A 21,672-nucleotide genomic window follows, 5' to 3' on the forward strand; every position below is an offset into this window, starting at 1 on the left:
GCCTGGCAGCGATAGCTTGGCGATCATGGTGGACTGGGAGATTCGACCGGCCTCGGTGATGGACGTCGAGGCGGTGGCCGAGTTGCGGGCTGTGGTGCTACGGGCGGATCTGGAGCGGCTCGGGCGGTACGACGAACAGCGGGTGCGGCAGCGCCTGCGGGACGGTTTCGCAGCGGCGTACACCTGGGTTGTCGAGGTGGGCGGCGCGTTCGCCGGTTGCGTGGCGCTGCGGCCCGCCGCCGACGCCCACTGGCTGGAGCACTTCTACCTGGCCCCGCACCTGCAGGGCAGCGGCATCGGTACGGCCGTGCTGCGCGGGCTGTTGGACCAGTGCGACCGTGACGGCACCCGGCTCCGGCTGAACGTGCTGCAGGGCAGTCCGGCGCGGCGGTTGTACGAGCGGCACGGATTCACGCTGGAGACCGAGGATGCGGTGGACGTGTTCATGGTGCGCGAGCCGGCCCGGCTGGAGCGCCCTGAGACAGGCATGGCGTCAATGTAACGTTGACACATGACGTCGGAGCTGGCTCAGTTGGCGGAGGTTCGCGCTACCCGTGCCCGCCTGGACGAGCAGGAGTTGGCGCTCATCGATCGGGCGCGCCACGACGGCGCGACGTGGGCGCAGATAGCGACAGCATTGGGTCTCGGCAGCCGGCAGGCCGCGGAGCAGCGCCGGCAGCGCCTGGTGGCGGCGCGGTGGTCGCGGCGGCAGCACCTGGACCTCCGCTTCGCACCGCGAATCGCTGCACTACGGACCGCCGTGGCCGACCTCGGGCGTTGGATTGCCGCAGACCAGCGGTGGGACACACGTTTTCGTCGAGCGGCGCTCGTGCGGAGCACGGTGGACGCTGCCCTGGATGCCGCCCCGGGCTCGCTGTACGCGTTGGCCCTGCATCTCGCCACTGACCTCGCCGCAGCGGGCGAGCGACTGCCGGCACCCGTCCGGGCTGCCGCGGCCAAGATTGACGCCACCTTGTCAACGGATCATTGACGCACACCGACGCTATTGCCTGCCCCAAGCTCAAGCTTGAGGATCTGAGTCATGCGTCGCAACGCGGGACTGTTCGTGGCGATCTCGCTGCTGTCCGGCTTCGGCAGCAGCGCCATGTCCCTGGTGGCCGGCATCTGGATCCTGGACCTCACCGGCTCCACCGGGCTCGCGGCCCTCGCCGGGCTCTGCGTGTACGCCCCGGTCCTCGCCGGCCCGTGGCTGGGCGGCCTGCTCGACCGGGCGCCCCGGCGACCCCTGGTCATCGCCGTCAACCTCCTGTTGGCCGCCGCCCTGCTGGCACTCCTCGCGGTGCGGGGGCCAGGGCAGACATGGCTCATCTTCGTCGTCTCGTGCGCCTACGGCGTCAGCTACGTGCTGATCGACGCCGGCGAGACAGCGCTGCTGCCGTCCGCGCTGTCGCCGACGGAACTCGGCAACGTCAACGGGTGGCGCTCAAGCGCACAGGAGGGCATGAAGCTCGTCGCTCCACTGGCCGGGGCGGGCCTCTACGCATGGCGCGGCGGTCACGCGGTCGTCGTACTCAGCGCGGCCATGCCGGTCCTGGTCGCGATTCTGTACGCGGCGGTGCGTCTGCGCCGAACGCCACCCGACCAGCCAACGCAGCGGCGTCGCGGCCTGCGTACCGGATTATCTGTCCTGTTCGGACAGCGTGCGACGGGCGTGCCGGTCGTGCTCGCGGCCGTGTCGATTGCCATGTCCGGGTTCACGACCGCGGCGATCTACGCGATCGTCATCTCGGAGCTGCGCCTACCGACGACGTTCCTCGGTGTGCTGGCCAGCGCGCAGGGCGCCGGTTCCATCATCGGTGGCCTGATCGTCGGCCGGCTCATCGCCCGACGAGGTTCCATTGCCGTCGGCGTCGCCGGGACGGTGCTGTTCGCGGTCGGTTGTCTGGCACGTTGCGTGCCGTGGGTGCCGGCCACGGTGATCGGCGCGGTGGTCGCGGGCGTCGGCCTGCCCTGGACCCTGGTCGCGGCGGTGACCGCCGTGCAGACGCACACACCGGCGGCGCTGCTGGGCAGGGTCTCCGCGACGGCCAACACCGCGATGTTCGGGCCTCTCGTCGCAGCGATCCCACTCGGCTCCGCAGCCGTCCACCTCGGCGCCCGCCCGCCGCTCCTCGCCGCCGTCGCGATCTGCCTGACGACCGTGGCCGCCACGCTCTACCGCCCGCGCCGTGTACCGGGCAGGGGGAGACCCGACCTGTCGACCGTCGGAGACGCTGGACGAGCAGGACGCTGTCCCCCACCTGGGGACGGTCAGGCGGTGCGCGACACGCGTGGATACTGTCGAACCATGTCGGTCAGTCCGGACGAGGTCGAGCTGTTCCAGCACTCCAGGGCTCGCCTGGAGGCGATCGCCTATCGCCTGCTGGGCTCGGCGAGCGATGCTGAGGACGCCGTCCAGGACACGTTCCTGCGCTGGCAGGCCGCCGACCGGGAGCGGGTCGAGACGCCCGAGGCGTGGCTCACGAAGGTGCTCACCAACCTGTGCCTCAACCAGCTCACCTCGGCGCGAGCCAGGCGCGAGAGCTATGTGGGCACGTGGCTGCCCGAGCCGGTCCTCGCCGGGGACCGGATGCTCGGCCCGCTCGACACGGCCGAGCAGCGCGAATCGGTCTCGATGGCGGTGCTCACCCTCATGGAGCGGCTGTCGGCCAAGGAGCGGGTGGTGTACGTGCTGCGGGAGGCCTTCGGCTACTCGCACGGCGAGATCGCCGAGATCCTCAGCGTCACCGAGTCGAACTGCCAGCAGATCTACCGACGCGCCAAACAGCATGTCGCGGGCGACCGGGCCCGCGCGGAGGTCGACGGGGCCGCCGCGCGGAAGATCGTCGCGGAGTTCCTCACAGCGGCCAACAACGGCGAGATCCAGCGGCTGGTCGAGCTGCTGACCGACGACGTGACGAGCACCGGTGACGGCGGGGGCAAGATCCCGGCTCGGACCACGCCGGTCGTCGGCGCGCTGGCGGTGGCGAGGTTCCTGCGCGGCCTGTTCAAGCCCACCGACGCCAAGAGGAACGTGGCGGGCGGCATCCCCGCCTTCTACGCCGAAGTCGTCAACGGCGGCCCTGCGGTGGTGGTCGTGATCGACGGCCAGGTCTTCGGCGTCATATCCCTGGAGGTGACGTCGGAGGGTATCGCGGCCATCCAGAGCCAGGTCAACCCCGACAAGCTTGTACGCGCCACGCGGCAGTGGGCCGCCTCCGAACATGGGGAGCCCCTCCTCCGCGTCTGGTGACCCAGGTCATAGCCGCCTCCTGTCAGGAATCGCGTCGCTGTCCGGTTCAGGAAGCGACCACCACCGAGACAGGAGTGACACCATGAAGCACCGCATCGTCGTCCTCGGGGCCGGATACGCCGGAGCCATCGCCGCCGGGCGTCTCGCCAAGCGGCTGCACCCCGGCGACACTGAGATCACCGTCGTCAACGCCGACGCCGATTTCGTCGAGCGGGTCCGCATGCACCAGGTCGCCACCGGGCAGGACCTCAAGCGCCGCCCGCTCAGCGACGTCTACGCGGGCACCGGCGTGACGGTGCGACTTGCGCGGGTCACCGCCGTCGACGCCGACCGCAGGACCGTGGCACTCCTCGACGAACAGGGCACCGACGAGATCGCGTACGACACGCTCGTCTACGCCCTCGGCAGTGCGTCCGCGGACCACGGCGTCCCCGGTGTCGCCGAGCACGCGTACGACATCGCTGGCCGGACCTCGGCGCTGCGGCTGCGCGACCGCCTCGACCAGCTCGCGGCCGGCGGAAGCGTGCTCGTCGTCGGCGGGGGCCTCACCGGCCTCGAAGCTGCCACCGAGATCGCGGAGGCCCGACCCGACCTCGACGTCGCGATCGCCGCACGCAGCGGCCTCGGGGACTGGCTCAACGAGAAGGCGCAGCAGCACCTGCGCGTCGTCTGCGATCGGCTCGGCATCACCGTCCACGAGCACACCGACATCGCACGGGTCGAGGCGACCGGCGCGGTCACCACCGACGCCCGGGTGATCCCGGCCCAGGTCACCGTGTGGACGGCCGGCTTCGCCGTCCACCCCATCGCCGCCGCCACGACCCTGACCGTCGCGGCGACCGGGCAGATCATCGTCGACACCACGATGCGCTCGGTCTCACACCCCGAGGTGTACGCGGTGGGCGACGCCGCACTCGCCGAGGGGCCGGGCGGCAAGCCACTGCGGATGTCCTGCGCCTCGGGGGTCCCGATGGCCTGGCAGGCCGCCGATGCCATCGCCGCGCGCCTGACCGGTCTGAAGATCCCCCAGACTTCGCCGCGCTACTACAACCAGTGCATCAGCCTCGGCCGCCGCGACGGCATCATCCAGTACGTCACCGCCGACGACCGGGCCAAGCCATCCCTCCTCAAGGGAAAGGTCGCAGCCCGCTACAAGGAGGTCATCTGCAAGGGCGCCGCCTGGGGCATCTCCCACCCGGTGCCGTACCCGGTGCGCCGCCGCCGCATCACCGCGACCCGACCGGAGATCGCCACCGCTATTTCGTGACGAGGTATGCGTCCAGGTACGCGGTATGGGCCAAGCCCGACTGATACGCGCGGGTGGTACCGGCCAGGACGCTGCAGCTCAGCCATATCGGCATTGACACTCGCTGGTCGGCCGCCTCGCATCCCCAATACTGCTCGGCGTGGCCGAGCCGTCCTCGGACGACTCGGCCCGCTTCCGCTGCGTCAGGGTGTCACCCGGGTAGCTGGGCTGTCGCCCGGCAGTCCCCCTCCGTCGGTGTCGGTTTCGACCGGCGGCAACGGTGTGGTTCCGAGGACGCCGCCATCCGTGGAGTACGCGGTGAGGGTGGCCGGCTGGTCCGTCGGCACCTGGGTGGTGCCGGCGTTCGACGCGTCGAGGGTGACCGTCGCCGGGGGTGCGCCTCCGACCGTCACCGTGACACGGGCCGCGTCCGGCGGGGCGATCACCCGCACCCGACCCGTGGGCGGCCGGGTGCCGTCGTCGGCCCGGATCCGCCAGCCGATCGGTCGCTGGTCGGCGCCCTCGGCCGGCAGCAGCAGCCGCAGGTCCGTCCACCATCCGGTCCGATCGTCGCCGTGCATGGCGTACACGATCACTCCCCCGCCGGTTGGCTGCACGGTGAGCAGCGCGGCGGCCTGGCCATGCTCGCTGCCCGACCACCGCACCCGTACCGTCGTGCCGGTTGCCGGGAGATGGCTGTTCAGGAGTGCCGTTTGGACGAAGTTGCGGAGGTTGGCGTCGTCGAGCGGCGTACCTCGGGCGGGTCGGCGGGCGGCGGTGAGCAGGGCATCCATCTCCGGCCCGGTCGGGTCGACCGCGGCGTACGGGCCGCCACCCAGACCGCCCTGGAAAAACACCTGGTCGCCGCGGCTGACCCGGACAACGGGCTCACTCGGAAGGGGTTCGGAAGGCAGGACGGCGAACCCGACTCCTCCTCCGTCCGCCCTGGCCATGTTCTGGTATTCCAGGGTCCCCCTCGACGTGTACCGAGGGTCGCCACTGATCGTCACGGTGGATTCAGCCGGACCGACAACGACCGCAAATCCGGCCCGGTCAGGATAGGCCTGCATCAGCGTCATCACCGGGTCGTCGTCACCCTCGCTGTGGCCGCCGTACCGCATCTGCTGGGCAGCGGCCCCGACCGGACCCACGTACCAGACCAGTGCCTCCCTGGTCAGCAGGCCGAACCGCAGCGGCACCGCGACCAGCGCCACCCGGTGGCCCGGCTGGTCACTGCCGTAGATCAGACGGATCCGGTCACGATCGCCGACCTTCCAGCCGCCCAACGGGGCATCGATTCTCACCGGCGGATCGGTGCTGATCCGCGCCCGGAGCGTGTCCAGCCAGGCCTGATCCCCGGCCAGCGCGCCCCGCGGTGACGCGTCGAGCAGCGCTGTCGGGGTGGCGGCGACCGCGATGCCAGGTGCCCATCCGGGCAGGGGAACCACGTTGGTCTGGACTCCGACGAGCGCGACCCCGACCGCGGCGGCCAGCGCCGTTCGGATTAGCCGCGTCCGCTGATGCCGTCGCTCGCTGCGGGCGAAGCCGGGCCACGGGTCCTCGGGTACGTCGACGCCGTGCGCGGCCTGCCGCAGCGCGGGACTGAGCGTCGAATTCGCGAAGCTCTCGGTCATGCCAGTTCCTCCTCGAGCCGTACCGGGGACTGAGCGGCGGGTGGGGCGAACTCGCTCCGCAGCCGGGCCAACCCGCGCGACGACTGGCTCTTCACCGAGCCGACGGAGCAGCCGAGAACCTTGGCGGTGTCCGCCTCGCTGAGATCCTCGAAGTAGCGCAGCACCAGCACCGCCTGGGTCCTGGGCGGTAACCGCCGCAACGCGGCGAGGAGCAGTTGTCGCTCCTCCACCTGCGCGTACGCGTCCCGCGTCGGCTGGCTGTCGGAGGTCAGCAGCGGCACCTCCAACGGCCGCCGCCGACGCCGCCAGGAGATCGCCGTGTTGACCATCGCCCGGCGTACGTAGACCTCCGGCGCGTCCCTCCGCAGCACCCGCCCCCAGCGTCGATGAGTCTTCTCCAACGCCGACTGCGCCAGGTCCTCGGCTGACCCCCGGTCACCGGTCAACAGGTAGGCCGTTCGGAGCAGTGATCCCCACTGCCGTTGGACGAACAGCCGGAACTGTTCGTCGTCCTCGTGCCGACTCACGCCACCTCCAGGTCGCGTCCACCTCGCGTCTACGTGCGGACGCAGAGTGAGACGCGACCGGGGGCGTCCAGGGTTGAGTCGAGGGTCGCACGCCGGACAGATCTGGGGTTGCGGGTGGCTACCCGGGCGGGGCGAATATCTGGGCACCGATCATGGCGAACGTTGATACCGCCATGATGATTGACCCGAGCGCGGTGTTGACCGTCAAGGCAAGCACCAGCCCTACCAGCGCGATGCAGGCACCGACGACGAATATGGCTCGCTGCCTCCGAGTCATCCGGAACCACGTCCGTGCGCTCATCCTCGCCATGCCGGTAGCGTCCCACGACTCGACCAGACCGGCTTCCCGGCCGTGAGCGGATCTCCTGGTCGGGCAGTCGCCTGACGGTCAGGACGCCGCGAGCAATCGGATCTTGCAGCGAACGCCGCTGGCCTTGGCGAGCCGACCATCACCGGTCAAGTGGACAGGCCATCAACTCCTCAGCCGCGACAGCTTTCCACCGAGGACCTTGCCTCTGATCACCCACGGCCCGGCCGGATGACGGCGGACGCGGCAGAGGCCCGCCGTCACCGACGTCGCTAGCCGGTGTACTTGCCGTTGCGGGTGTCCCCCGCCGCCCCGTCATAGACCACCTTGCGGTAGCGGTGCACCGAGCCCTTCTTGACCGCCTGCCAGTGGAAGGACGCCACCTCGTAGTCGTGGTGCTTGTAGTAGTCACCGGCCGACTTGTAGTAGATCCGGTGCCGGGCGTACCCGCCGCAGTTGGCGAGGTAGCTGTAGGAGTACATCTTCATGCCGCCGAAGTCGGACGAGTAGTAGGTCTTCGCCGGGTGCCACACCGAGCCCGGATTCGGATACCCGGGCAGCTCGGCCCAGTTGTACGAGTTCCAGTACAGGTCCCAGCACGTCATCACCGCTGCGGTGGACATTCCGCCCGACGTCGGCACGGCGAGATCGTCGGCGACGACCAGGGACGCCACGATGGTCCGGTAGGCCAGCTCCGGTGGGGTCGGCGTGCCGGCCGGTGGCTCCGACAGCAGCACCCGCGGGACGGGCACGGACCTGGGCGTGATGGTCAGGTACGTCTGCAGCAGGCTCTGCTTCTCGTCGTACGCCAGGGGCGCGTTGCGGCCCATCTCCCCGTCCTGACGGATACCCCAGTCGCCGGACGCCTCGTCGCGGGAGAACACCACCCGCACACCGTTCTGGTAGCCCAGCCGCGCCAGCTCGATGTCGCGGTCCACGGGCTCGTCGTACACCCCTGGGCTTGCCCCACCGGCGGCGCTGACCGGCGCGGCATTCCACGCGGTCAGCGTCGGCAGGACGACCAGCACTGCGAGCAGTGCACGTCCCGACAGCACTCGTGCCATCACAACTCCTCATCCGATCGATTGCGAGACGCGGACCCCGACGGTTCGTGCCTCGGCGTGCCTTTCCCGGGACATCCTTCGAGGCGAGGTTCAGAGCGTCGTCAAGGTGGCGTCAAATACGCCGGGATTCGGTGTCGTAACGGCGACGCTCGCGTGCGCGATGCCGCCAGCACAGCGCCCAATGGAACATGGACCAGCTTCGACCGGAAGGCACCGGATGAACGCCACGGCGGATCGAGATTGGAGCCGGCGGTGCACCGTCGTGGTCGCCGCCGCCGGGTACGGCAAGACGTTCGCCGTGCGCGGCTGGTTGGGCGACCGCTCGGTGCGTTGGTGCGACGGACCGGACGTCGCGGCGCTGGCGACGGCCGGGCCGGAATGGCTTGCCACCCTCGGCGCCCGGTCCGCGACGGACCTGCCCGCCGACGAGCCGAGCTGGCTCATCCTCGACGACGTTCCGCGACTCTCCGGCCGCCGGCTACAGACATTGCTGGACACGCTGGAACGCCTTCCCCCGCAGCTCAGGGTCGTCCTGGTGACCCGCCACCCGCCAACGCTCTCCCGGCGGCAGTCGGGGCTGCTCGCCGTGCACGGTCCGACGGATCTCACGCTCTCGCCCGACCAGGTGGCGTCCGTACTCGCCGCCGACCACGGCCTGACCGACCCGGCACTCGCGAGCCGGATCCACACCGCGACCGGTGGCTGGCCGGCGCTGGTCACCCTGGCCGCGCGGGCCGCGGCTGCCACCGGCACGGACTGGGACAACCCGTCCGAGCCGGGAACACCACTGGAGTCCTTCCTGGTACGGGAGGTGTTCGCGGAGCTGCCGCCCGAAGTCCACCGGCTGCTGCGGGACGCGGCGCACCTCGACCCGTCACACCCCGATCTGTGCCGTGTCCTCGGGCACCGACACGGGGGGCATCGGCTGGACCAACTGGCCCGCACCGGCATTCTCGTCCCGGTGACCACGGGCGGGCACGGGTACCGGATGGTGCCGGTCGTCGCCAGCGTCGCCCGCCGCCGTTTCCCGTTGGTTCCGGCGGCAGCGAAACGCCTGCACACCAGAGCGGCGGCCTGGTACGTCGAGCACGGGCTCCTCGACCCGGCCCTTCGGTCGTACGGGAAATCCGGTGTCACCGAGGCGGCGGCGCGGATCCTCCTCGACCACGGCGGGGAGCTGCTCGCCTCCGGCGGCGCCGAGGCCGTCGTCGACACCTTCCAGTCCCTACCCGACCATGCCCGAACCAACGGCCTGCGGCTGCTGTACGGGGAGGCGCTTCAGATGCGCGGCGACTTCGACACCGCACTCGCCGTGTACGCCGCACTGGCCGATCGTCAGGAGTCCCTCGCGGCGGGGCTCGCCTGGCGGTACGGCCTCGTGCACTATCTGCGTGGCGAGCCGCAGTCCGCTCTGGAGGTCCTCCAGCGCGGTGTGCTCGACGCGTACCCGTCCACCGACAACGCCCGCCTGCTGGCCTGGACCGCGTCGGCACAGTGGACGACCGGGGACGCCGAGGCGTGTCGGGACAACGCCGAACGGGCTTTCGTCGCAGCGACAGCGGTCGGGGGTGACGCCGCACTCGCCGCCGCGCACACCGCGCTCGCCCTCGACGCCAAGCTGCGCGGTGATCGACCGGCGGCCGACGAGCATCACGAGAAGGCGCTGCGGGCCGCCGAGGCGGCGCGCGACACCGTCCAGGTGACCCGCATCCGAGCCAACCGCGCGTCCGCCCTGGTGGGCGAGGGCCGATATCTCGAAGCGCTGGCCGAGGTGCGACCCGCCGTGGAGTTGGCCCAGGCCAACGGACATGCCGCGATGCTCGCGTTGGCGCTCTGCAACGAGGGCTCGGCCTACTTCCGCCTCGGTCAGCTCGCCGAGGCCACCGCGTGTTACGAACGCGCCGTACCGCTCCTGCAGCGCATGGGGTCCCGCAAGGTGGCGTACCCCTTGGTGGGTATCGGCGATATCCACGCGCTGCGGGGCCGCACCAATCTGGCTCGCGCAGCGTACGAGGAGGCGCTCCGCGCCAGCGAACCCGTCAACGATCTTCAGATCCAGGTGCCCGCGCTCGCCGGACTGGCCCGCGTGCTGGCCGCCGAGGACGGCGCCACGGCGTTCGCCCTGGCACAACGCGCCGTCGAACTGGAACGCGGCCCGGACTCGGCGACCGCCCAGCTCGCGCTCGGCTGGGTGGCACTGGAGATCGGAGATCGCACACGGGCCGCCGAAGTGGCGCGGACGGCATCCGCCGCCGCCCGGTTGCATCGTGACCGTGCGGCGCTCGCCGAGGCGTTGGAGCTTCGCGGGGCTGCCGCCACCGACTTCGACGACACCCGCGACGCCTGGCGGGAGGCAGCGGCGACGCTGCGCGACATCAGGTCGGCCGTGGCGGCGGACCGACTCGCTGTGCTGCTCAGCCGGCTGCCCGGCGCGGATCCGCAGGAGCGCGTCAACGCCCAACTGGCCGCGGAGCGGCTGACGGGTGCCGGCGTGCCGCCGCCGACGCTCAGCCGGCAGGGCCCGCGCTGCGTCGCACAGGTCACCGTCCGCACCCTCGGACGCTTCGAGGTGTTCGTAGAAGGCTCGCAGGTGCTGGCCACGGCGTGGCAGTCACGCAAGGCACGGGATCTGCTCCGGATCCTCGCCGCCCGGCGTGGTCGCGCGGTCCCCCGGGAACAACTCGGCGAGATGCTCTGGCCCGCCCAGGACCCGGACCGGGTCGGTCACCGGTTGTCCGTGGCCCTGTCCACCCTCCGCGGAGTGCTCGATCCGGAGCGCCGTACGTCGACCGACCACTTCATCATCGCCGCGCACCCCAGTCTGGCGCTCGACGTCGGTCACCTTGAGCTCGATGTCGAGGAGTTCCTCACCGAAGCGGCACACGGCTTCCGGTTGGCCGAGCACGGTGAGACCGATGACGCGCGCGCCACGCTCCTCCTCGCCGAACAGCGCTACCGGGGAGATTTCCTGGAGGACGAGCCGTACGACGACTGGTCCCGACCGACACGCGAGGAGGCCCGTCGGGTCTACCTGCGCGTGATACGCAAGTTGGCCTCGCTGGCACACGGTGCCCGCGAGGTGGACGAGACCATCCGCCACCTGGGCCGCGCTCTCGAACTGGAGCCCTACGACGAGGGCGTGCACGGCGAGTTCATTGGAACGCTGACGGCTGCGGGGCGGCACGGCGAGGCCGCACAGGCGTACCGGCGCTACGTGGACGCCATGTGCTCCATTGGCGTACCGGCCCAGGCGCGAGGCGAACTGTGCGGCGCACAGCCGTGATGGTGGACCGAACCCACCCGACTCCGACTTTCGGGCGGCGAGCCCGGTTGCTCACACCCGCGCCGACTACGCCCGTGGCCCGTAGGTCAGGCGGCGCAGGGCGATCTCGGCGGGACCGGCCTGCTTGCGCCTGTCGAGCAGGCGGGCAATCAGAACGGACACAAGCCAGACGGCCACCGCGATGACCAAGCCGGTCACGGTGGGGCTGCTGAAACGGTCACCGAGAGCGAGCGTGAAGGGTGCCAGGAGGATCAGCCAGGCCATCGACTGGAACAGGTACCCCGACAGGGAGCGCTGACCCAGGGCCGAGAGCCCGCCAACGACGGGGCCGGGCCGGGTCACCCGCAGGGCGATCAGACCGAAGATGGCCACGTAGCCCGGGCCGGCGAACATGCCGCTGCCGCCGTGGAGCAGAAGCATCAGACCGGTGGCCGAGTCGTCGACGTGCAGCCATCCGGCGCTGACCAGGGCAGCCGGGAGACCTCCGACGATGGCGACGCCGAGTCCACAGACGGCCGTCCACGTGAGCAGGGTCTTGTGGCGAGCCGGCTCTTCGAGGATGCGGCGGCGGGCGGCCCACATACCCAGCCAGGCGATCATGATGAAGGGCACGACAGTCACAGTGTGCATCGGCCATTCACTGAGACGATCCAGCATGGACGCAAAATAGTCCGGCGCGGCAAGGGAGTCGACGTGGCCCGACGGCAGCGGCGCCGACCCGTCCGAACCTCCGAGGAGGCGGCTCACCAGGATGGCGCCGACGACCAGGAGCTCGACGGCCGACAGCGCCCAGAGCACCAGCGCGATCCGGTGGAACTTGTCGCCGCGGCGCAGCAGCACCAGGGTCATCACGATCCCGACGATCCCGTACGCGCCGAGGAAGTCGCCGTAGTACAGCAGGGTGGCGTGCGCGAATCCGAAGACGACGAGCCAGACGTTGCGGCGCAACAGCACCGAGCGGACCTGCTTCGGCGTAGCGCCGGAGGCATCCTGACGACGAGCGAGCTGGATGATTCCGTAGCCGAACATCACGGCGAACACCGGATAGCCGCGGGCGTGGACGAGTTCGAAGAGCAGAAAATTCAGGCCCCGGTCAGTGCCTTCCGGCGTGGTGTCCAGGCCGGGCTCGCCAGCGAAGACGACTCCGGCGACGTTGGCCAACGCGATGATCAGCAGCATCGATCCTCGGGCCAGATCCGGCGCGAGGGCACGTTCGGAGTGCCGCACCGGCCCTCCCGATGTCCGCGGTGCGGTGTCAATGCTCACGGCCGTCCCCTCCTCAAGACCCAGGCTTTAGTTTCTTCGACAAAGTATCAGAAGCAAACTAATGCGGTCTGGCATGATGGGGACCCCCTTTCCGGACGAACGAGGGAGCCATGACCAGCGAGGACTTCGTTCCGGCGCCGCTGCGCCGACTGTGGAGGATGTCGGAGCCCTCGCGTCTCGGGCGGCCCGCGGCCCTCGACGTCGACCTGGTCATCGCCGCGGCGGTAGAGATCGCCGACCGCGACGGACTCGGCGGCGTGACACTCCCCAACGTCGCCAAGAGCCTCGGCGTCACGGGGATGTCGCTCTACCGGCACATCGGATCCAAGGACGAGCTGCTCACGCTCATGGCCGACGCCGCGTTGGGCGCGCCGCCGGACCTGGGCACCGACGACTGGTGCGAAGGGCTGCGTAGCTGGGGCTTCGCACAGCGCGCGGTGCTTCAGCGCCGGCCGTGGCTGACGCGCGTGCCCACCGCCGCGCCGCCCTCCGGGCCGAACCAGATCGCCTGGATGGAGGCCGCGCTGACGATCATGTCCCGCACCCGCCTCGACTGGGCACACAAGGTCGGTGTCCTATCGCTGATCAGCGGCTATGTGGTCCAGTCGGTGCGGCAACACAGCGAGCTCACCGAGGGCAGGGCCGAGGGCCAGGGGCAGGCCGACGCCGAACGCGACTACGGCCGCGCCCTGGCGCGACTCGTCCAGCCCGAGCGCTTCCCCGAGACCGCGCGGCTGTTCTCCTCGGCGCTGTTCGAGGCGCCGCCGTCGGACACACCCGACGCGACGATCGCCGATGCGGACTTCACACTCGGGCTGGAACTGATCCTCGACGGCGTCGCCGTCCGGATCCAACACTCCGACTCCTGACGCACGTTCCGACGCCTGTGGGGACCACCTGACGTCGCGCGGCTGATCAGTAGAAGTGGCGGCGATCACATCATCGCGGGACCCGATCACGCGGGAGCCGTCGTCTTACCCCATGTGAGACGAAGCCTGGATGCGGCCGACGAGCAGGAGCTCGTGCGTCGCGTGGCCCGCGGCGACCGGCGGGCCTTCGACGAGCTCTACCGGCGTACGGCGCCGTGGCTGGAGGTGCGGCTGCGCCGCCGGTGCGCCGACCCTGATGTGGTCGCCGACGTGCTCCAGGAGACCTACCTCGCGGTCTGGCGGGCGGCCGGCAGCTTCGCCGGCGACCACGTCAAGGGCAGCGCCGTCGGCTGGCTGTGGACCATCGCCGCGCATCGCCTGGTCGACGCGTTCCGACGCCGCGCCCGGCAGGCCCAGATGCCGCAGGTACACCCGACCGACACCGTCGCGCCCGCCGCCGAGGACGAGGTGCTGGCCGGCCGGGTCGGGCAGGAGCTCGAACAGGCCCTCGCCGTCCTACCGCCCGAGGTTCGGGCGGTGTTGCGCGCCACCGTCCTCGACGGCTTCTCCGTCCGCGAGACGTCGTTGCTGCTGGGCGTGCCCGAGAACACCGTCAAGTCCCGGGTCCGCCGCGCCCGGGTCGCCCTGCGGGAGGCACTGTCATGACCACCCATCCCACCCCGAGCGAGATCGACTGCTACGCCGACGGCGACCCCGGCCTGGACGAGGCGACCGTCTGGTCGATCGAGGTGCATCTGGAGAGCTGCGGCGACTGCCGCGCCCGCCTGGCCGGCAGCACCACGGCCGCATCGCGCGCCCTGATCGCCGAGGTCGCGTTCGCCGTCGACCGCGAGATCGCCGCCGGCCCCGCCCCAAGATCCAAGGCCATCTTTCGTACGACGGTGCGACAGCGTTGGTTCGTGGCGGCGCTGCTGCCCTGGGTCGCCATGACCGCCGCCGTGCTCGGCACCGCGGCCCTGCTCACCCACGTCCTGCCCGAGCTGCCGTCGATCGTGTTGCTGCTCGCGCCCCTGGCGCCGCTGCCCGGGGTCGCGGCTGCCTGGAGCAGACGCACCGACCCGGCCTGGGAGCTGATCGCCGGCACCCCCTCGGCCGGTCTGACGATGCTGCTGCGGCGCACCGCCGTGGTGCTGGTCCTCGTCATCCCGGTGCTCGCCGCGTTCGCCTCCCTCGGTGCGAGCCGGGCGAACCCCGCGCTGATGCTGCTGCCGTGCCTGGCCTTCACCACCGCAACGCTGTTGCTCGGCTCCCTCGTCGGCGTCCACCGCGCCTCGATCGGCCTGATGGTGGCCTGGGCCGCCGCCGTGGTAGCCCCCAGCCTCGCCACCGCCGAACTGCCCGTGCTGCTCACGCCCGCCGCCACCGGCGGGTGGGCCATCCTCACGGTCGCGCTGGCCGCCCTGACCCTCCTGCGCGCCAGCAGTTTCCGGCGCCTCACCTCGTTCTGAAAGGAACCACCATGCGAGCGGTGAGCACGGCCGAGACGGCCCCCACCACCCACCCCTGGGCCATTCACGCCCAAGCGCTGAAGGTGCGCGCCGGACGTCACCTGGCCGTCGACGGGCTCGACCTGAGCCTGGCCACCGGCGTCCACGGCCTGCTGGGGCCCAACGGCGCGGGCAAGACCACGCTGATGCGAGCCCTCGCGACGGTGGTCAAGCCGTCCGGCGGCCGGCTGACCCTGCTCGGCAGCCCGGTCGACGGCCGCGCCGACCTGCGGCCGGCCCGGCGAGCGCTGGGCTACCTGCCGCAGCACTTCGGCTACTACCCACGGTTCACCGTGCGCGAGTTCGTGGCGTACATGGCCTGGTTGAAGGAGATGCCGAAGGCCAGCATCCCGGCGGCCACGCAGCGCGCGATCGACCGCGTGGGGCTCAGCACCAAGGCCGACGCTCGGCTCCGGACACTCTCCGGCGGCATGCTGCGCCGGGCCGGCGTCGCTCAGGCCATCGTGAACGACCCGCAGGTGCTGCTGATGGACGAGCCGACCGTCGGCCTCGATCCCGAGCAGCGCCTCGACCTGCGCGAGCTGCTGCGCGACCTGGGTACGGACGCCTGCGTGCTGGTCTCCACCCACCTGGTCGAGGACGTGGTCGCCGCCTGCACCGAGGTGGTGCTGGTCAACGAGGGCCGGCTGGTGTGGCAGGGCACGCCCGCCGCGCTGGTCGCGCACGGCGACGACAGCCACGCGGGCGACAGCCCCGCCGAACGCGGCTACTCGGCTCTGCTGCGCCGTCACCGCGCGGAGGCCGCCCGATGAGCATCCTCCGGATCGAACTGCGTCGCTCCGCTGCGGCCGGCGCCGCCCTGCTCGCGTTGGTGGTCGGCGTCGCCGCCCTCTACCTCGACCCGGGACGCTGGTCGGAGGGCTGGATGCCCCTCGTGCTGACCACGAAGGAGTACACGATCCTGCTGTGGCCGCTCGCGCTGGCCGCCGGCGCCTGGCAGGGTCGCCGCGAACACCGGGCCAAGGTCGGCGAACTGTTCGACACCACACCCCGTTCACCCGCCCGCCGGATGCTGCCGGTCCTCGTCGCGATGGGGGCCACTCTCGGGCTCGCCTATCTGCTCGTGGTCGTCGCGGGCGGCGTGCGGATCGCCTCGACCGCCGCCTACTTCCCGCCGGACGTCGTCGCCATCGTGCTGGTCGGCGCACTCTCCCTGGTCGCGGCGGCCTGGCTCGGCCTGGGCATCGGGCGGCTGCTGCCTGCCCTGGTGACCGCTCCCGCACTCGCCGTGGCCGGCGTGCTGCTGGTCTTCTTCACCGCGATCATGCGGCCGGACTGGTTGGGTGCGGTGCTGTCCCCGGTCTACGGAAGCAGCCGGTTCTACTCGTTCCAGACCATCGACGCCCGGGTGACCGGCGCGCTCGCGATCTGGATGGGCGCGCTCGCGCTGACCGGCGTGGTGCTGCTGGTCGCCCGGAGCCCACTCGCTCGGGTGGCCGCCGTGCTGCCGGCGCTGCTCGGCCTCACGGCCGCGGCGGTGATCGTCCCCCGCGACGAAACCGCCCTCATCGCGCCGATCGACCCGGTCGCCCGCGAACTCGTCTGCACCGACGACGCGCCGAAGGTCTGCGTCACCCGGGTCAACGCCAACGTGCTGGACACGCTGACCCCGCTCGCCCGCGAAGGGCTGGCCGTCCTCGCGAAGCTGCCGGGCACGCCGACGCAGGTGCACGAGGACAGACGGTCCTACGCCGTCCCCATGGAGATGCCCGCCCGCGACGGCGACATCCTCATGATCACCGTACGGATCGACGACCGCGGCGGCCTTGCCCATCCGGCCGCCGTCGTACCCGAGATCGTCCTCAGCCTGGGCGTCAACGGCACCGGAGAGTGCCTGCGCAACGGCGTGGTCGAACGGGCAGCCGCCTACTATCTGCTCGGCCGCGAGCCGGTCTCCGACGTCGGCGTGATCCCCGAAATGATCTCCGAAGATCTTGAGATCAACGCCGAGGCTGTCGCGCTCTGGCAGGGCCTGCGAAAGTTGCCGTCGTCGGAGGCGATGTCCCGCGTGGCGGCAGTGCGCGCAGCGGTCCTGGCATGCCAGGACACCAACGGACTGCTGTCGCGATGACCCTTCATCTGCGCGCGCGGCGCGTACCCCTGGCTCTGGCCGCGTCGGTCGGCGCCGCAGCCCTGATCTGGGCCCTGTGGCTGGCCTTCTCCGACGAACGCGACCCCATTGCGCTGCTCGTCGTGCTGACGATCGTGTTGATGGTGGCGGTCCTGTCGACCACGCTGGCCGCTCCGGACGAAGACCTGGAGCGCACGGCCTCGTTGCGGTGGCCCTGGCGTCGGGCCCTGCACCTGCTGGCCGCGCTGGCGCTCGTCCTCGTCGTGCTGCTCGCCACCCTGCCCACCGGCGCCCGTTTCGGCCCGGCCGCGCTGGTGCTCCGCGACGCCGCCGGCCTGCTGGGTCTGACCGCCCTGTGCGCGACCGTCGTCGGCGCGGCCCGCGCCTGGTTCCTCCCTCTGGGCTGGACGGTCGTCGCCGCCATGTTCCCCCAGTCGGGCACGTGGGGTGCCCTCGCCACGTGGCAGGGCCAGCCCCACAACAGCGGGCCGGCGGCGGTGGTCGCCGCCGTCCTGGCGGTCACGGGCCTGCTGGCGTACGCCATCCTCGGAGCCGCCCGCCGCGAGTGAAGGCGGTGCGGAGGGGACGGGGCGTACGCAGGGCAACCGCAAGCCAGACAACCGCCTCAGTTACGCCTGCTAGCCGCCTTTCCTGTCCTGAATCTTTGCCAGAGCCGCGGCGAACTCGGCGTCGGTGAGCGCGCCACGCTGGTGTTGTCGGGTCAACGCGTGGATGTCCCGCCGCTGGTCAGCGGTGGGGTCACCACGCGTGATGCGGGGCCCGCCGACTCCGACGGATGGGCTCGTCGTCCCGGCATCGGCGGTGAAGGGCCGTGCAGGCCCACCGGTCTGCGCGTTATGCCGGGGCTGCGCGTCGCGGTGGTGTGCCCGCAGTGTCGTCAGGATCTCGTCGTAGTGCTCCGGCCAGGTGGCAAGCCGCCCCAGTTCGGGCCGGAACGTGAACGGCCGGAGCAGGTCACCGCGCTGGAGCGCGGTCTGGACCGAGACCCCGTCTGTTCGCTCAATGACGATCGCGGAGCGGCCCATGTCCAGACCCGCGATAGTGGCGATACCGCTGTGGATGGCCGCCACCGATTCCCAGGGCACCGTGGTCGTGTGGAGAAGGGTTCGGGACCGGATGCCGTCCGCGCTGACGTAGACGCCGAGCATCGTCTGTCGTACGGCGACGGCGAGACAAACGGCCAGCCACGCCCCCATAAGGGTCGCAACCGACGCAGGCACCGCCCGCTCGCGCACATACGTGATCGCGAGGAACGTGGCGAAACCAGCCAACCCGACCAGCCCCAGCATCGCGAAGCCGGTCGCTGCGTCGAGAGAGTACGGACGTTGCCATCTACCCATGCCGCCATGGTGACCGGCGGCGTCCAGCCGCCGTCAGACGTCTGCCTGACGCCTGCGGTGGACGAGGCTGCCGGAGCGCGGTGACTCCTCTGTGCGAGGAGGAACACCGACTCCGGCACCTCGTCTTCGGGTGGCGCTCCGAGGTCAGATCCGCGTCATGGTGGAGGCGTATCCGCCGCCGCCGGGGTAGGTCCATTCGCCGGTGACCGTGGTGTCGTCAGCGCTGAACGTGCCCTCGTAGTAGGCCGGGCTGCCCTTCGCGCCGGCCCAGATGGTCAGCTTGTCGCCGACGAGCTCGTAGACGTAGTCGAAGGTGTTACCGGCCGCGTCGTAGAACCGCGACACCACGTCCGCACCGACCGGCTCACCGAACGGGTGCAGGTGGCCGATGACCTCCATACCGGTGACAGGCTGGTCGAACTGGCTGAGCTGCACGTGCTGGAGCAGGAAGAAGCGGCCGGTCATCCACTCGTATCGCACAGTTCCCTCGGCGCCGCCGGTCACCTTCCAGGTACCGACCAGACGGTCCAGAGCGGTCAGTTCGACGCTCGGTTGTGGGTTCTCAGACATCGTGTCCTCCTCGTTGGGTGCTTGCCGGTACCTCGGAGGCGGCACTCCCGCTTTGACAGGCATCTGCCGTGACCCAGGTCACCACCACGGCGCGTCAAAGTTCTCGGTGCGGCCACGAGGTACCGGCAGAGCCCCTCAAGGAGGAAGTCATGACCACCACCGCCGTCACCGTTCCCGTCCGCCGCTCGTCCGACCGACTGCTCCTCGCCGGCGCCCTCGCCGGGCCGATCTTCTTCGCCTCGGCAGTCACGCAGATGGTCACTCGTGCGGGCTACGACATCACCCGGCACCCGATCAGTCAGCTGGCCACCGGCGGCCTCGGCTGGATCCAGATCACCACGTTCGTGCTCGCTGGCCTCGGCGGGCTGGCGCTCGCCGTCGGTGTCCGGCGCACCCTCATCGGCAGCGTCGGCCGGCGAGCGCTGCCGATCTTCGTCGGAATCTTCGGCGCTGGGCTCGTCGCGGCCGGCGTGTTCACGATGGATCCGGAGTACGGCTTCCCCGCCGGCACGCCGGAGGGTCCGGTCGGCGAGATGTCCTGGCACAGCATCGTGCACTCGGCTGCGGCGGCCGTCGCCTTCACCGCGCTGGCCATCGCCGCGATCGTGCTCACCGTCCGCCACGCCCGTCGTCGGGCACTGCTGCCGGCCCTGCTGAACGGTGTCGCCGCGCTCATCCTGCTGTTGCCCATGTCGCCGAGCCGCATGAGCATCCAGATCGCCGTGAACGGCCTGGTCGCGTTCACCTGGACGACAGTCCTCGCTCTCTCGCTGCGCCGCGCGTCCTGACCAGCGGCCTAGCATGATTCACATCGGCACAACCGCTAGGAAGACGATGAAGTATCTGCTGCTCAGCTACACGCCAGCCGCCGCCTGGGACGCCGCGACCGCCGACACGCCGTCGGAGGAGGCGCTGGCCGCGTTCGCCGCTTACCAGCGCTTCGAACAGGAGTTGGTCGAGACCGGCGAGTTCGTCACCAGCGAAGGGCTTGGCCACCCTGCCGTCAGCACCACGATCCGCAAGGGCCCGGCCGGAGTAGTGGCGACCGACGGCCCGTTCATCGAGCTCAAGGAAGTCCTGGCCAGCTTCGCGGTGATCGACGTGAGCAGCCATGAGCGCGCCGTCGAGATCGTCTCGCGGATGGTCGCCGCGCTGGGCGAGCCGATGGAGATCCGGCCAATCATGGGCGAGAGCTTCGTCGCATGAAGCGCCCCCGCGACGTCGCAGGTCGCCGAGCGACGGATTGCCCGTGACCCCGAATGTCGAGCACCTGCTGCGCACCGAGGCGCCGCAGGTGCTCGGCGCGCTGGTGCGGCGCTTCGGCCACTTCGACATCGCCGAGGAGGCCGTCCAGGAAGCACTGCTCATCGCCAGTGGGACCTGGACGGCCGACGGCGTGCCGGAGAACCCGCGGAGCTGGCTGATCCGGGTCGGGTACCGGCGAATGATCGACCTCCTCCGGACCGAACAGGCCCGACACCGCCGCGAGCGGCACGCCGGCATGAGTGAGATGGCGATGCGGGATCCGGCCCGACGGGTGCGCCCCGCGCCGGAGACTGACGAAAGCCTCACCCTCCTGCTGCTGTGCTGTCACCCCGCGCTGAGCCCCACCTCTCAGGTCGCGCTCACGCTGCGCGCGGTCGGCGGTCTCACGACCAGGGAGATCGCGCACGCCTACGGAATGGCCGAGAACACCATGGGCGCCCGGATCAGCCGCGCCAAGCAGCAACTGGCCCGCGCCAACGCCCGGTTCATCCCGCCTACCAACGCCGACCGCGACAGTCGGATGAAGGCGGTCATGCAGGTGCTGTACCTGATCTTCAACGAGGGCTACACCGCCTCCACCGGCGACGAACTCGTCCGCGTCGACCTGACCCGCGAGGCGATCCGGCTGACCCGCATGCTTCGCGACTCCCTGCCGGGCGACCCCGAGGTGACCGGGCTGCTCGCCCTGATGCTGCTGACCGAGTCGCGGCGCGCTGCCCGGACCGACAGCGACGAACTGGTGCCGCTGGACGAACAGGACCGGACACGGTGGGATCCCGAGCTGATCCGCGAGGGCACCGAGCTGATCGACAGCGCCTGGCGGCGGCGCGAGGTCGGCGCGTACCAGCTACAGGCGGCAATCGCCGCCGTGCACACCGCTGCCACGTCGCCGGATCGGACGGACTGGCCACAGATCGCGGCACTGTACCTGGGGCTCGAGCGGCTCAGTCCGACCGCGCCGATACGGCTGAGCAGGGTGGTGGCGCTCGCACACGCGTACGGGCCGGCCCGCGGGCTTGCCCTGCTCGACGACCTCAACCGGCGCTACCACCTGGACGAGGAGCCGCTGACCCGGCAAAGGGAACGCGCCGTCCGCGCACATCTGCTGGAGATGACCGGCGACACGGGCTGCGCGGCCTCGCGGTACCGCGAGGCGACCGCGCTGACAAGTAACCGGGTCGAACAGCGGTATCTGCAGAGTCGGGCGGATCGCCTCGACTCACCGATCGTCGACTAGCGCACGCCCATCGATCCCGGGGGAAAGCGCTGGTCGCCAGCTGGCCGTCGAGGGGAGCCAGCATGGCTGACCAGGGAAAGTGCGTGGTGGGGCGGGCGGGACTCGAACCCGCGACCGAGGGATTATGAGTCCCCTGCTCTAACCCGCTGAGCTACCGCCCCGTACCGGCGGCGATCCTATCCCGGCAGC

At 70.8% G+C, this 21,672-nt stretch carries 20 protein-coding genes, 1 tRNA gene and 2 pseudogenes; 15 read left to right on the forward strand and 8 right to left on the reverse strand.

The genetic code is table 11. The features are described 5' to 3' along the window. The first annotated feature begins 25 nt into the window (after window positions 1–25). The 5 genes and pseudogenes from ABZT18_RS26425 to ABZT18_RS26445 all read left to right on the forward strand — a co-directional run bounded on the left by ABZT18_RS26425 (window position 26) and on the right by ABZT18_RS26445 (window position 4,520). Entirely contained in the window at window positions 26–502 is a 477-nt protein-coding gene (locus tag ABZT18_RS26425; protein ID WP_354996967.1) for a GNAT family N-acetyltransferase, read from the forward strand. 9 nt (window positions 503–511) lie between these two features. Next, entirely contained in the window at window positions 512–991 is a 480-nt protein-coding gene (locus tag ABZT18_RS26430) for a hypothetical protein (protein WP_354996966.1), read from the forward strand. A gap of 51 nt (window positions 992–1,042) precedes the next feature. After that, window positions 1,043–2,215: pseudogene (locus tag ABZT18_RS26435) on the forward strand (MFS transporter); the annotation flags it as partial. A 93-nt stretch (window positions 2,216–2,308) separates the two neighbouring features. Continuing rightward, window positions 2,309–3,253 (forward strand): RNA polymerase sigma-70 factor, encoded by a 945-nt coding sequence (locus ABZT18_RS26440; protein ID WP_354997003.1) that lies wholly within the window; start codon window positions 2,309–2,311, stop codon window positions 3,251–3,253. Window positions 3,254–3,335: 82 nt separating this feature from the next. Then, window positions 3,336–4,520: an FAD-dependent oxidoreductase gene (locus ABZT18_RS26445; RefSeq protein WP_354996965.1), complete on the forward strand. Its 1,185-nt coding sequence runs from the start codon at window positions 3,336–3,338 to the stop codon at window positions 4,518–4,520. A 182-nt stretch (window positions 4,521–4,702) separates the two neighbouring features. Here the strand turns inward: ABZT18_RS26445 and ABZT18_RS26450 are convergent, their stop codons facing one another. From ABZT18_RS26450 to ABZT18_RS26465, 4 genes and pseudogenes are all read right to left on the reverse strand, one after another. Further along, window positions 4,703–6,133 (reverse strand): hypothetical protein, encoded by a 1,431-nt coding sequence (locus ABZT18_RS26450; protein ID WP_354996964.1) that lies wholly within the window; start codon window positions 6,131–6,133, stop codon window positions 4,703–4,705. Continuing rightward, window positions 6,130–6,660: a SigE family RNA polymerase sigma factor gene (locus tag ABZT18_RS26455; RefSeq protein WP_354996963.1), complete on the reverse strand. Its 531-nt coding sequence runs from the start codon at window positions 6,658–6,660 to the stop codon at window positions 6,130–6,132. Before ABZT18_RS26455 ends, ABZT18_RS26450 begins: the two co-directional genes overlap by 4 nt. A gap of 388 nt (window positions 6,661–7,048) precedes the next feature. After that, window positions 7,049–7,151: pseudogene (locus tag ABZT18_RS26460) on the reverse strand (VapC toxin family PIN domain ribonuclease); the annotation flags it as partial. An 88-nt stretch (window positions 7,152–7,239) separates the two neighbouring features. Further along, window positions 7,240–8,031, reverse strand: a complete 792-nt coding sequence (locus ABZT18_RS26465) for a hypothetical protein (RefSeq protein ID WP_354996962.1) — start codon at window positions 8,029–8,031, stop codon at window positions 7,240–7,242. Window positions 8,032–8,248: 217 nt separating this feature from the next. Here ABZT18_RS26465 and ABZT18_RS26470 point away from each other — a divergent pair, with 217 nt between their 5' ends. After that, entirely contained in the window at window positions 8,249–11,314 is a 3,066-nt protein-coding gene (locus tag ABZT18_RS26470; RefSeq protein WP_354996961.1) for a BTAD domain-containing putative transcriptional regulator, read from the forward strand. A gap of 66 nt (window positions 11,315–11,380) precedes the next feature. Here the strand turns inward: ABZT18_RS26470 and ABZT18_RS26475 are convergent, their stop codons facing one another. After that, entirely contained in the window at window positions 11,381–12,580 is a 1,200-nt protein-coding gene (locus tag ABZT18_RS26475) for a DUF418 domain-containing protein (protein ID WP_354996960.1), read from the reverse strand. 110 nt (window positions 12,581–12,690) lie between these two features. On the opposite strand from ABZT18_RS26475, the gene ABZT18_RS26480 reads away from it, so the two are divergent. The 6 genes from ABZT18_RS26480 (at window position 12,691) to ABZT18_RS26505 (ending at window position 17,618) form a co-directional block, all read left to right on the forward strand. Further along, the gene (locus ABZT18_RS26480; protein WP_354996959.1) at window positions 12,691–13,449 is read left to right on the forward strand and encodes a TetR/AcrR family transcriptional regulator; all 759 of its coding nucleotides are present in this window, start codon (window positions 12,691–12,693) and stop codon (window positions 13,447–13,449) included. 114 nt (window positions 13,450–13,563) lie between these two features. Next, window positions 13,564–14,115 (forward strand): RNA polymerase sigma factor, encoded by a 552-nt coding sequence (locus tag ABZT18_RS26485; RefSeq protein WP_354996958.1) that lies wholly within the window; start codon window positions 13,564–13,566, stop codon window positions 14,113–14,115. Further along, window positions 14,112–14,918, forward strand: coding sequence for a zf-HC2 domain-containing protein (locus tag ABZT18_RS26490; protein ID WP_354996957.1), 807 nt, complete (start codon window positions 14,112–14,114; stop codon window positions 14,916–14,918). Before ABZT18_RS26485 ends, ABZT18_RS26490 begins: the two co-directional genes overlap by 4 nt. A gap of 11 nt (window positions 14,919–14,929) precedes the next feature. After that, the gene (locus ABZT18_RS26495; RefSeq protein ID WP_354996956.1) at window positions 14,930–15,730 is read left to right on the forward strand and encodes an ATP-binding cassette domain-containing protein; all 801 of its coding nucleotides are present in this window, start codon (window positions 14,930–14,932) and stop codon (window positions 15,728–15,730) included. Continuing rightward, on the forward strand, window positions 15,727–17,049 hold the full coding sequence (locus tag ABZT18_RS26500; protein WP_354996955.1) for a hypothetical protein: 1,323 nt from the start codon (window positions 15,727–15,729) through the stop codon (window positions 17,047–17,049). The genes ABZT18_RS26495 and ABZT18_RS26500 overlap by 4 nt, the downstream gene beginning before the upstream one ends. Continuing rightward, window positions 17,046–17,618, forward strand: a complete 573-nt coding sequence (locus ABZT18_RS26505; RefSeq protein WP_354996954.1) for a hypothetical protein — start codon at window positions 17,046–17,048, stop codon at window positions 17,616–17,618. Before ABZT18_RS26500 ends, ABZT18_RS26505 begins: the two co-directional genes overlap by 4 nt. A 69-nt stretch (window positions 17,619–17,687) precedes the next feature. Here ABZT18_RS26505 and ABZT18_RS26510 read toward each other — a convergent pair whose 3' ends face one another. Further along, the gene (locus ABZT18_RS26510) at window positions 17,688–18,359 is read right to left on the reverse strand and encodes a hypothetical protein (RefSeq protein WP_354996953.1); all 672 of its coding nucleotides are present in this window, start codon (window positions 18,357–18,359) and stop codon (window positions 17,688–17,690) included. Between the two features lie 195 nt (window positions 18,360–18,554). Then, window positions 18,555–18,980 carry a hypothetical protein gene (locus tag ABZT18_RS26515; protein ID WP_354996952.1) on the reverse strand — a complete coding sequence of 142 codons (426 nt, stop codon included), beginning with the start codon at window positions 18,978–18,980 and terminating at the stop codon, window positions 18,555–18,557. Between the two features lie 149 nt (window positions 18,981–19,129). Here ABZT18_RS26515 and ABZT18_RS26520 point away from each other — a divergent pair, with 149 nt between their 5' ends. From ABZT18_RS26520 to ABZT18_RS26530, 3 genes are read left to right on the forward strand one after another with little or no spacing between them, the layout of a single operon-like run. Then, a complete protein-coding gene (locus ABZT18_RS26520) occupies window positions 19,130–19,768 on the forward strand; it encodes a DUF998 domain-containing protein (protein ID WP_354996951.1) in 639 nt (212 codons plus the stop codon). Between the two features lie 46 nt (window positions 19,769–19,814). After that, on the forward strand, window positions 19,815–20,186 hold the full coding sequence (locus ABZT18_RS26525) for a YciI family protein (protein WP_354996950.1): 372 nt from the start codon (window positions 19,815–19,817) through the stop codon (window positions 20,184–20,186). 43 nt (window positions 20,187–20,229) lie between these two features. Next, complete coding sequence (locus ABZT18_RS26530) at window positions 20,230–21,483, forward strand: sigma-70 family RNA polymerase sigma factor (protein ID WP_354996949.1); 1,254 nt, start codon at window positions 20,230–20,232, stop codon at window positions 21,481–21,483. A gap of 84 nt (window positions 21,484–21,567) precedes the next feature. On the opposite strand, the gene ABZT18_RS26535 is transcribed toward ABZT18_RS26530, so the two are convergent. Beyond that, window positions 21,568–21,644 (reverse strand) — tRNA-Ile (locus tag ABZT18_RS26535). Between the last annotated feature and the right edge of the window lie 28 nt (window positions 21,645–21,672).

This window comes from Micromonospora sp. NPDC005291 (assembly GCF_040607415.1).
Lineage (GTDB): Bacteria > Actinomycetota > Actinomycetes > Mycobacteriales > Micromonosporaceae > Micromonospora.

Bases quoted from the DNA above. Each gene is read 5' to 3' on its own strand.
- ABZT18_RS26425 (WP_354996967.1), top strand. From the start codon at position 26: ATGGTGGACTGGGAGATTCGACCGGCCTCGGTGATGGACGTCGAGGCG.
- ABZT18_RS26430 (WP_354996966.1), top strand. From the start codon at position 512: ATGACGTCGGAGCTGGCTCAGTTGGCGGAGGTTCGCGCTACCCGTGCC.
- ABZT18_RS26440 (WP_354997003.1), top strand. From the start codon at position 2,309: ATGTCGGTCAGTCCGGACGAGGTCGAGCTGTTCCAGCACTCCAGGGCT.
- ABZT18_RS26445 (WP_354996965.1), top strand. From the start codon at position 3,336: ATGAAGCACCGCATCGTCGTCCTCGGGGCCGGATACGCCGGAGCCATC.
- ABZT18_RS26450 (WP_354996964.1), bottom strand. From the start codon at position 6,133: ATGACCGAGAGCTTCGCGAATTCGACGCTCAGTCCCGCGCTGCGGCAG.
- ABZT18_RS26465 (WP_354996962.1), bottom strand. From the start codon at position 8,031: ATGGCACGAGTGCTGTCGGGACGTGCACTGCTCGCAGTGCTGGTCGTC.
- ABZT18_RS26470 (WP_354996961.1), top strand. From the start codon at position 8,249: ATGAACGCCACGGCGGATCGAGATTGGAGCCGGCGGTGCACCGTCGTG.
- ABZT18_RS26480 (WP_354996959.1), top strand. From the start codon at position 12,691: ATGACCAGCGAGGACTTCGTTCCGGCGCCGCTGCGCCGACTGTGGAGG.
- ABZT18_RS26490 (WP_354996957.1), top strand. From the start codon at position 14,112: ATGACCACCCATCCCACCCCGAGCGAGATCGACTGCTACGCCGACGGC.
- ABZT18_RS26495 (WP_354996956.1), top strand. From the start codon at position 14,930: ATGCGAGCGGTGAGCACGGCCGAGACGGCCCCCACCACCCACCCCTGG.
- ABZT18_RS26500 (WP_354996955.1), top strand. From the start codon at position 15,727: ATGAGCATCCTCCGGATCGAACTGCGTCGCTCCGCTGCGGCCGGCGCC.
- ABZT18_RS26505 (WP_354996954.1), top strand. From the start codon at position 17,046: ATGACCCTTCATCTGCGCGCGCGGCGCGTACCCCTGGCTCTGGCCGCG.
- ABZT18_RS26510 (WP_354996953.1), bottom strand. From the start codon at position 18,359: ATGCTGGGGCTGGTCGGGTTGGCTGGTTTCGCCACGTTCCTCGCGATC.
- ABZT18_RS26515 (WP_354996952.1), bottom strand. From the start codon at position 18,980: ATGTCTGAGAACCCACAACCGAGCGTCGAACTGACCGCTCTGGACCGT.
- ABZT18_RS26520 (WP_354996951.1), top strand. From the start codon at position 19,130: ATGACCACCACCGCCGTCACCGTTCCCGTCCGCCGCTCGTCCGACCGA.
- ABZT18_RS26525 (WP_354996950.1), top strand. From the start codon at position 19,815: ATGAAGTATCTGCTGCTCAGCTACACGCCAGCCGCCGCCTGGGACGCC.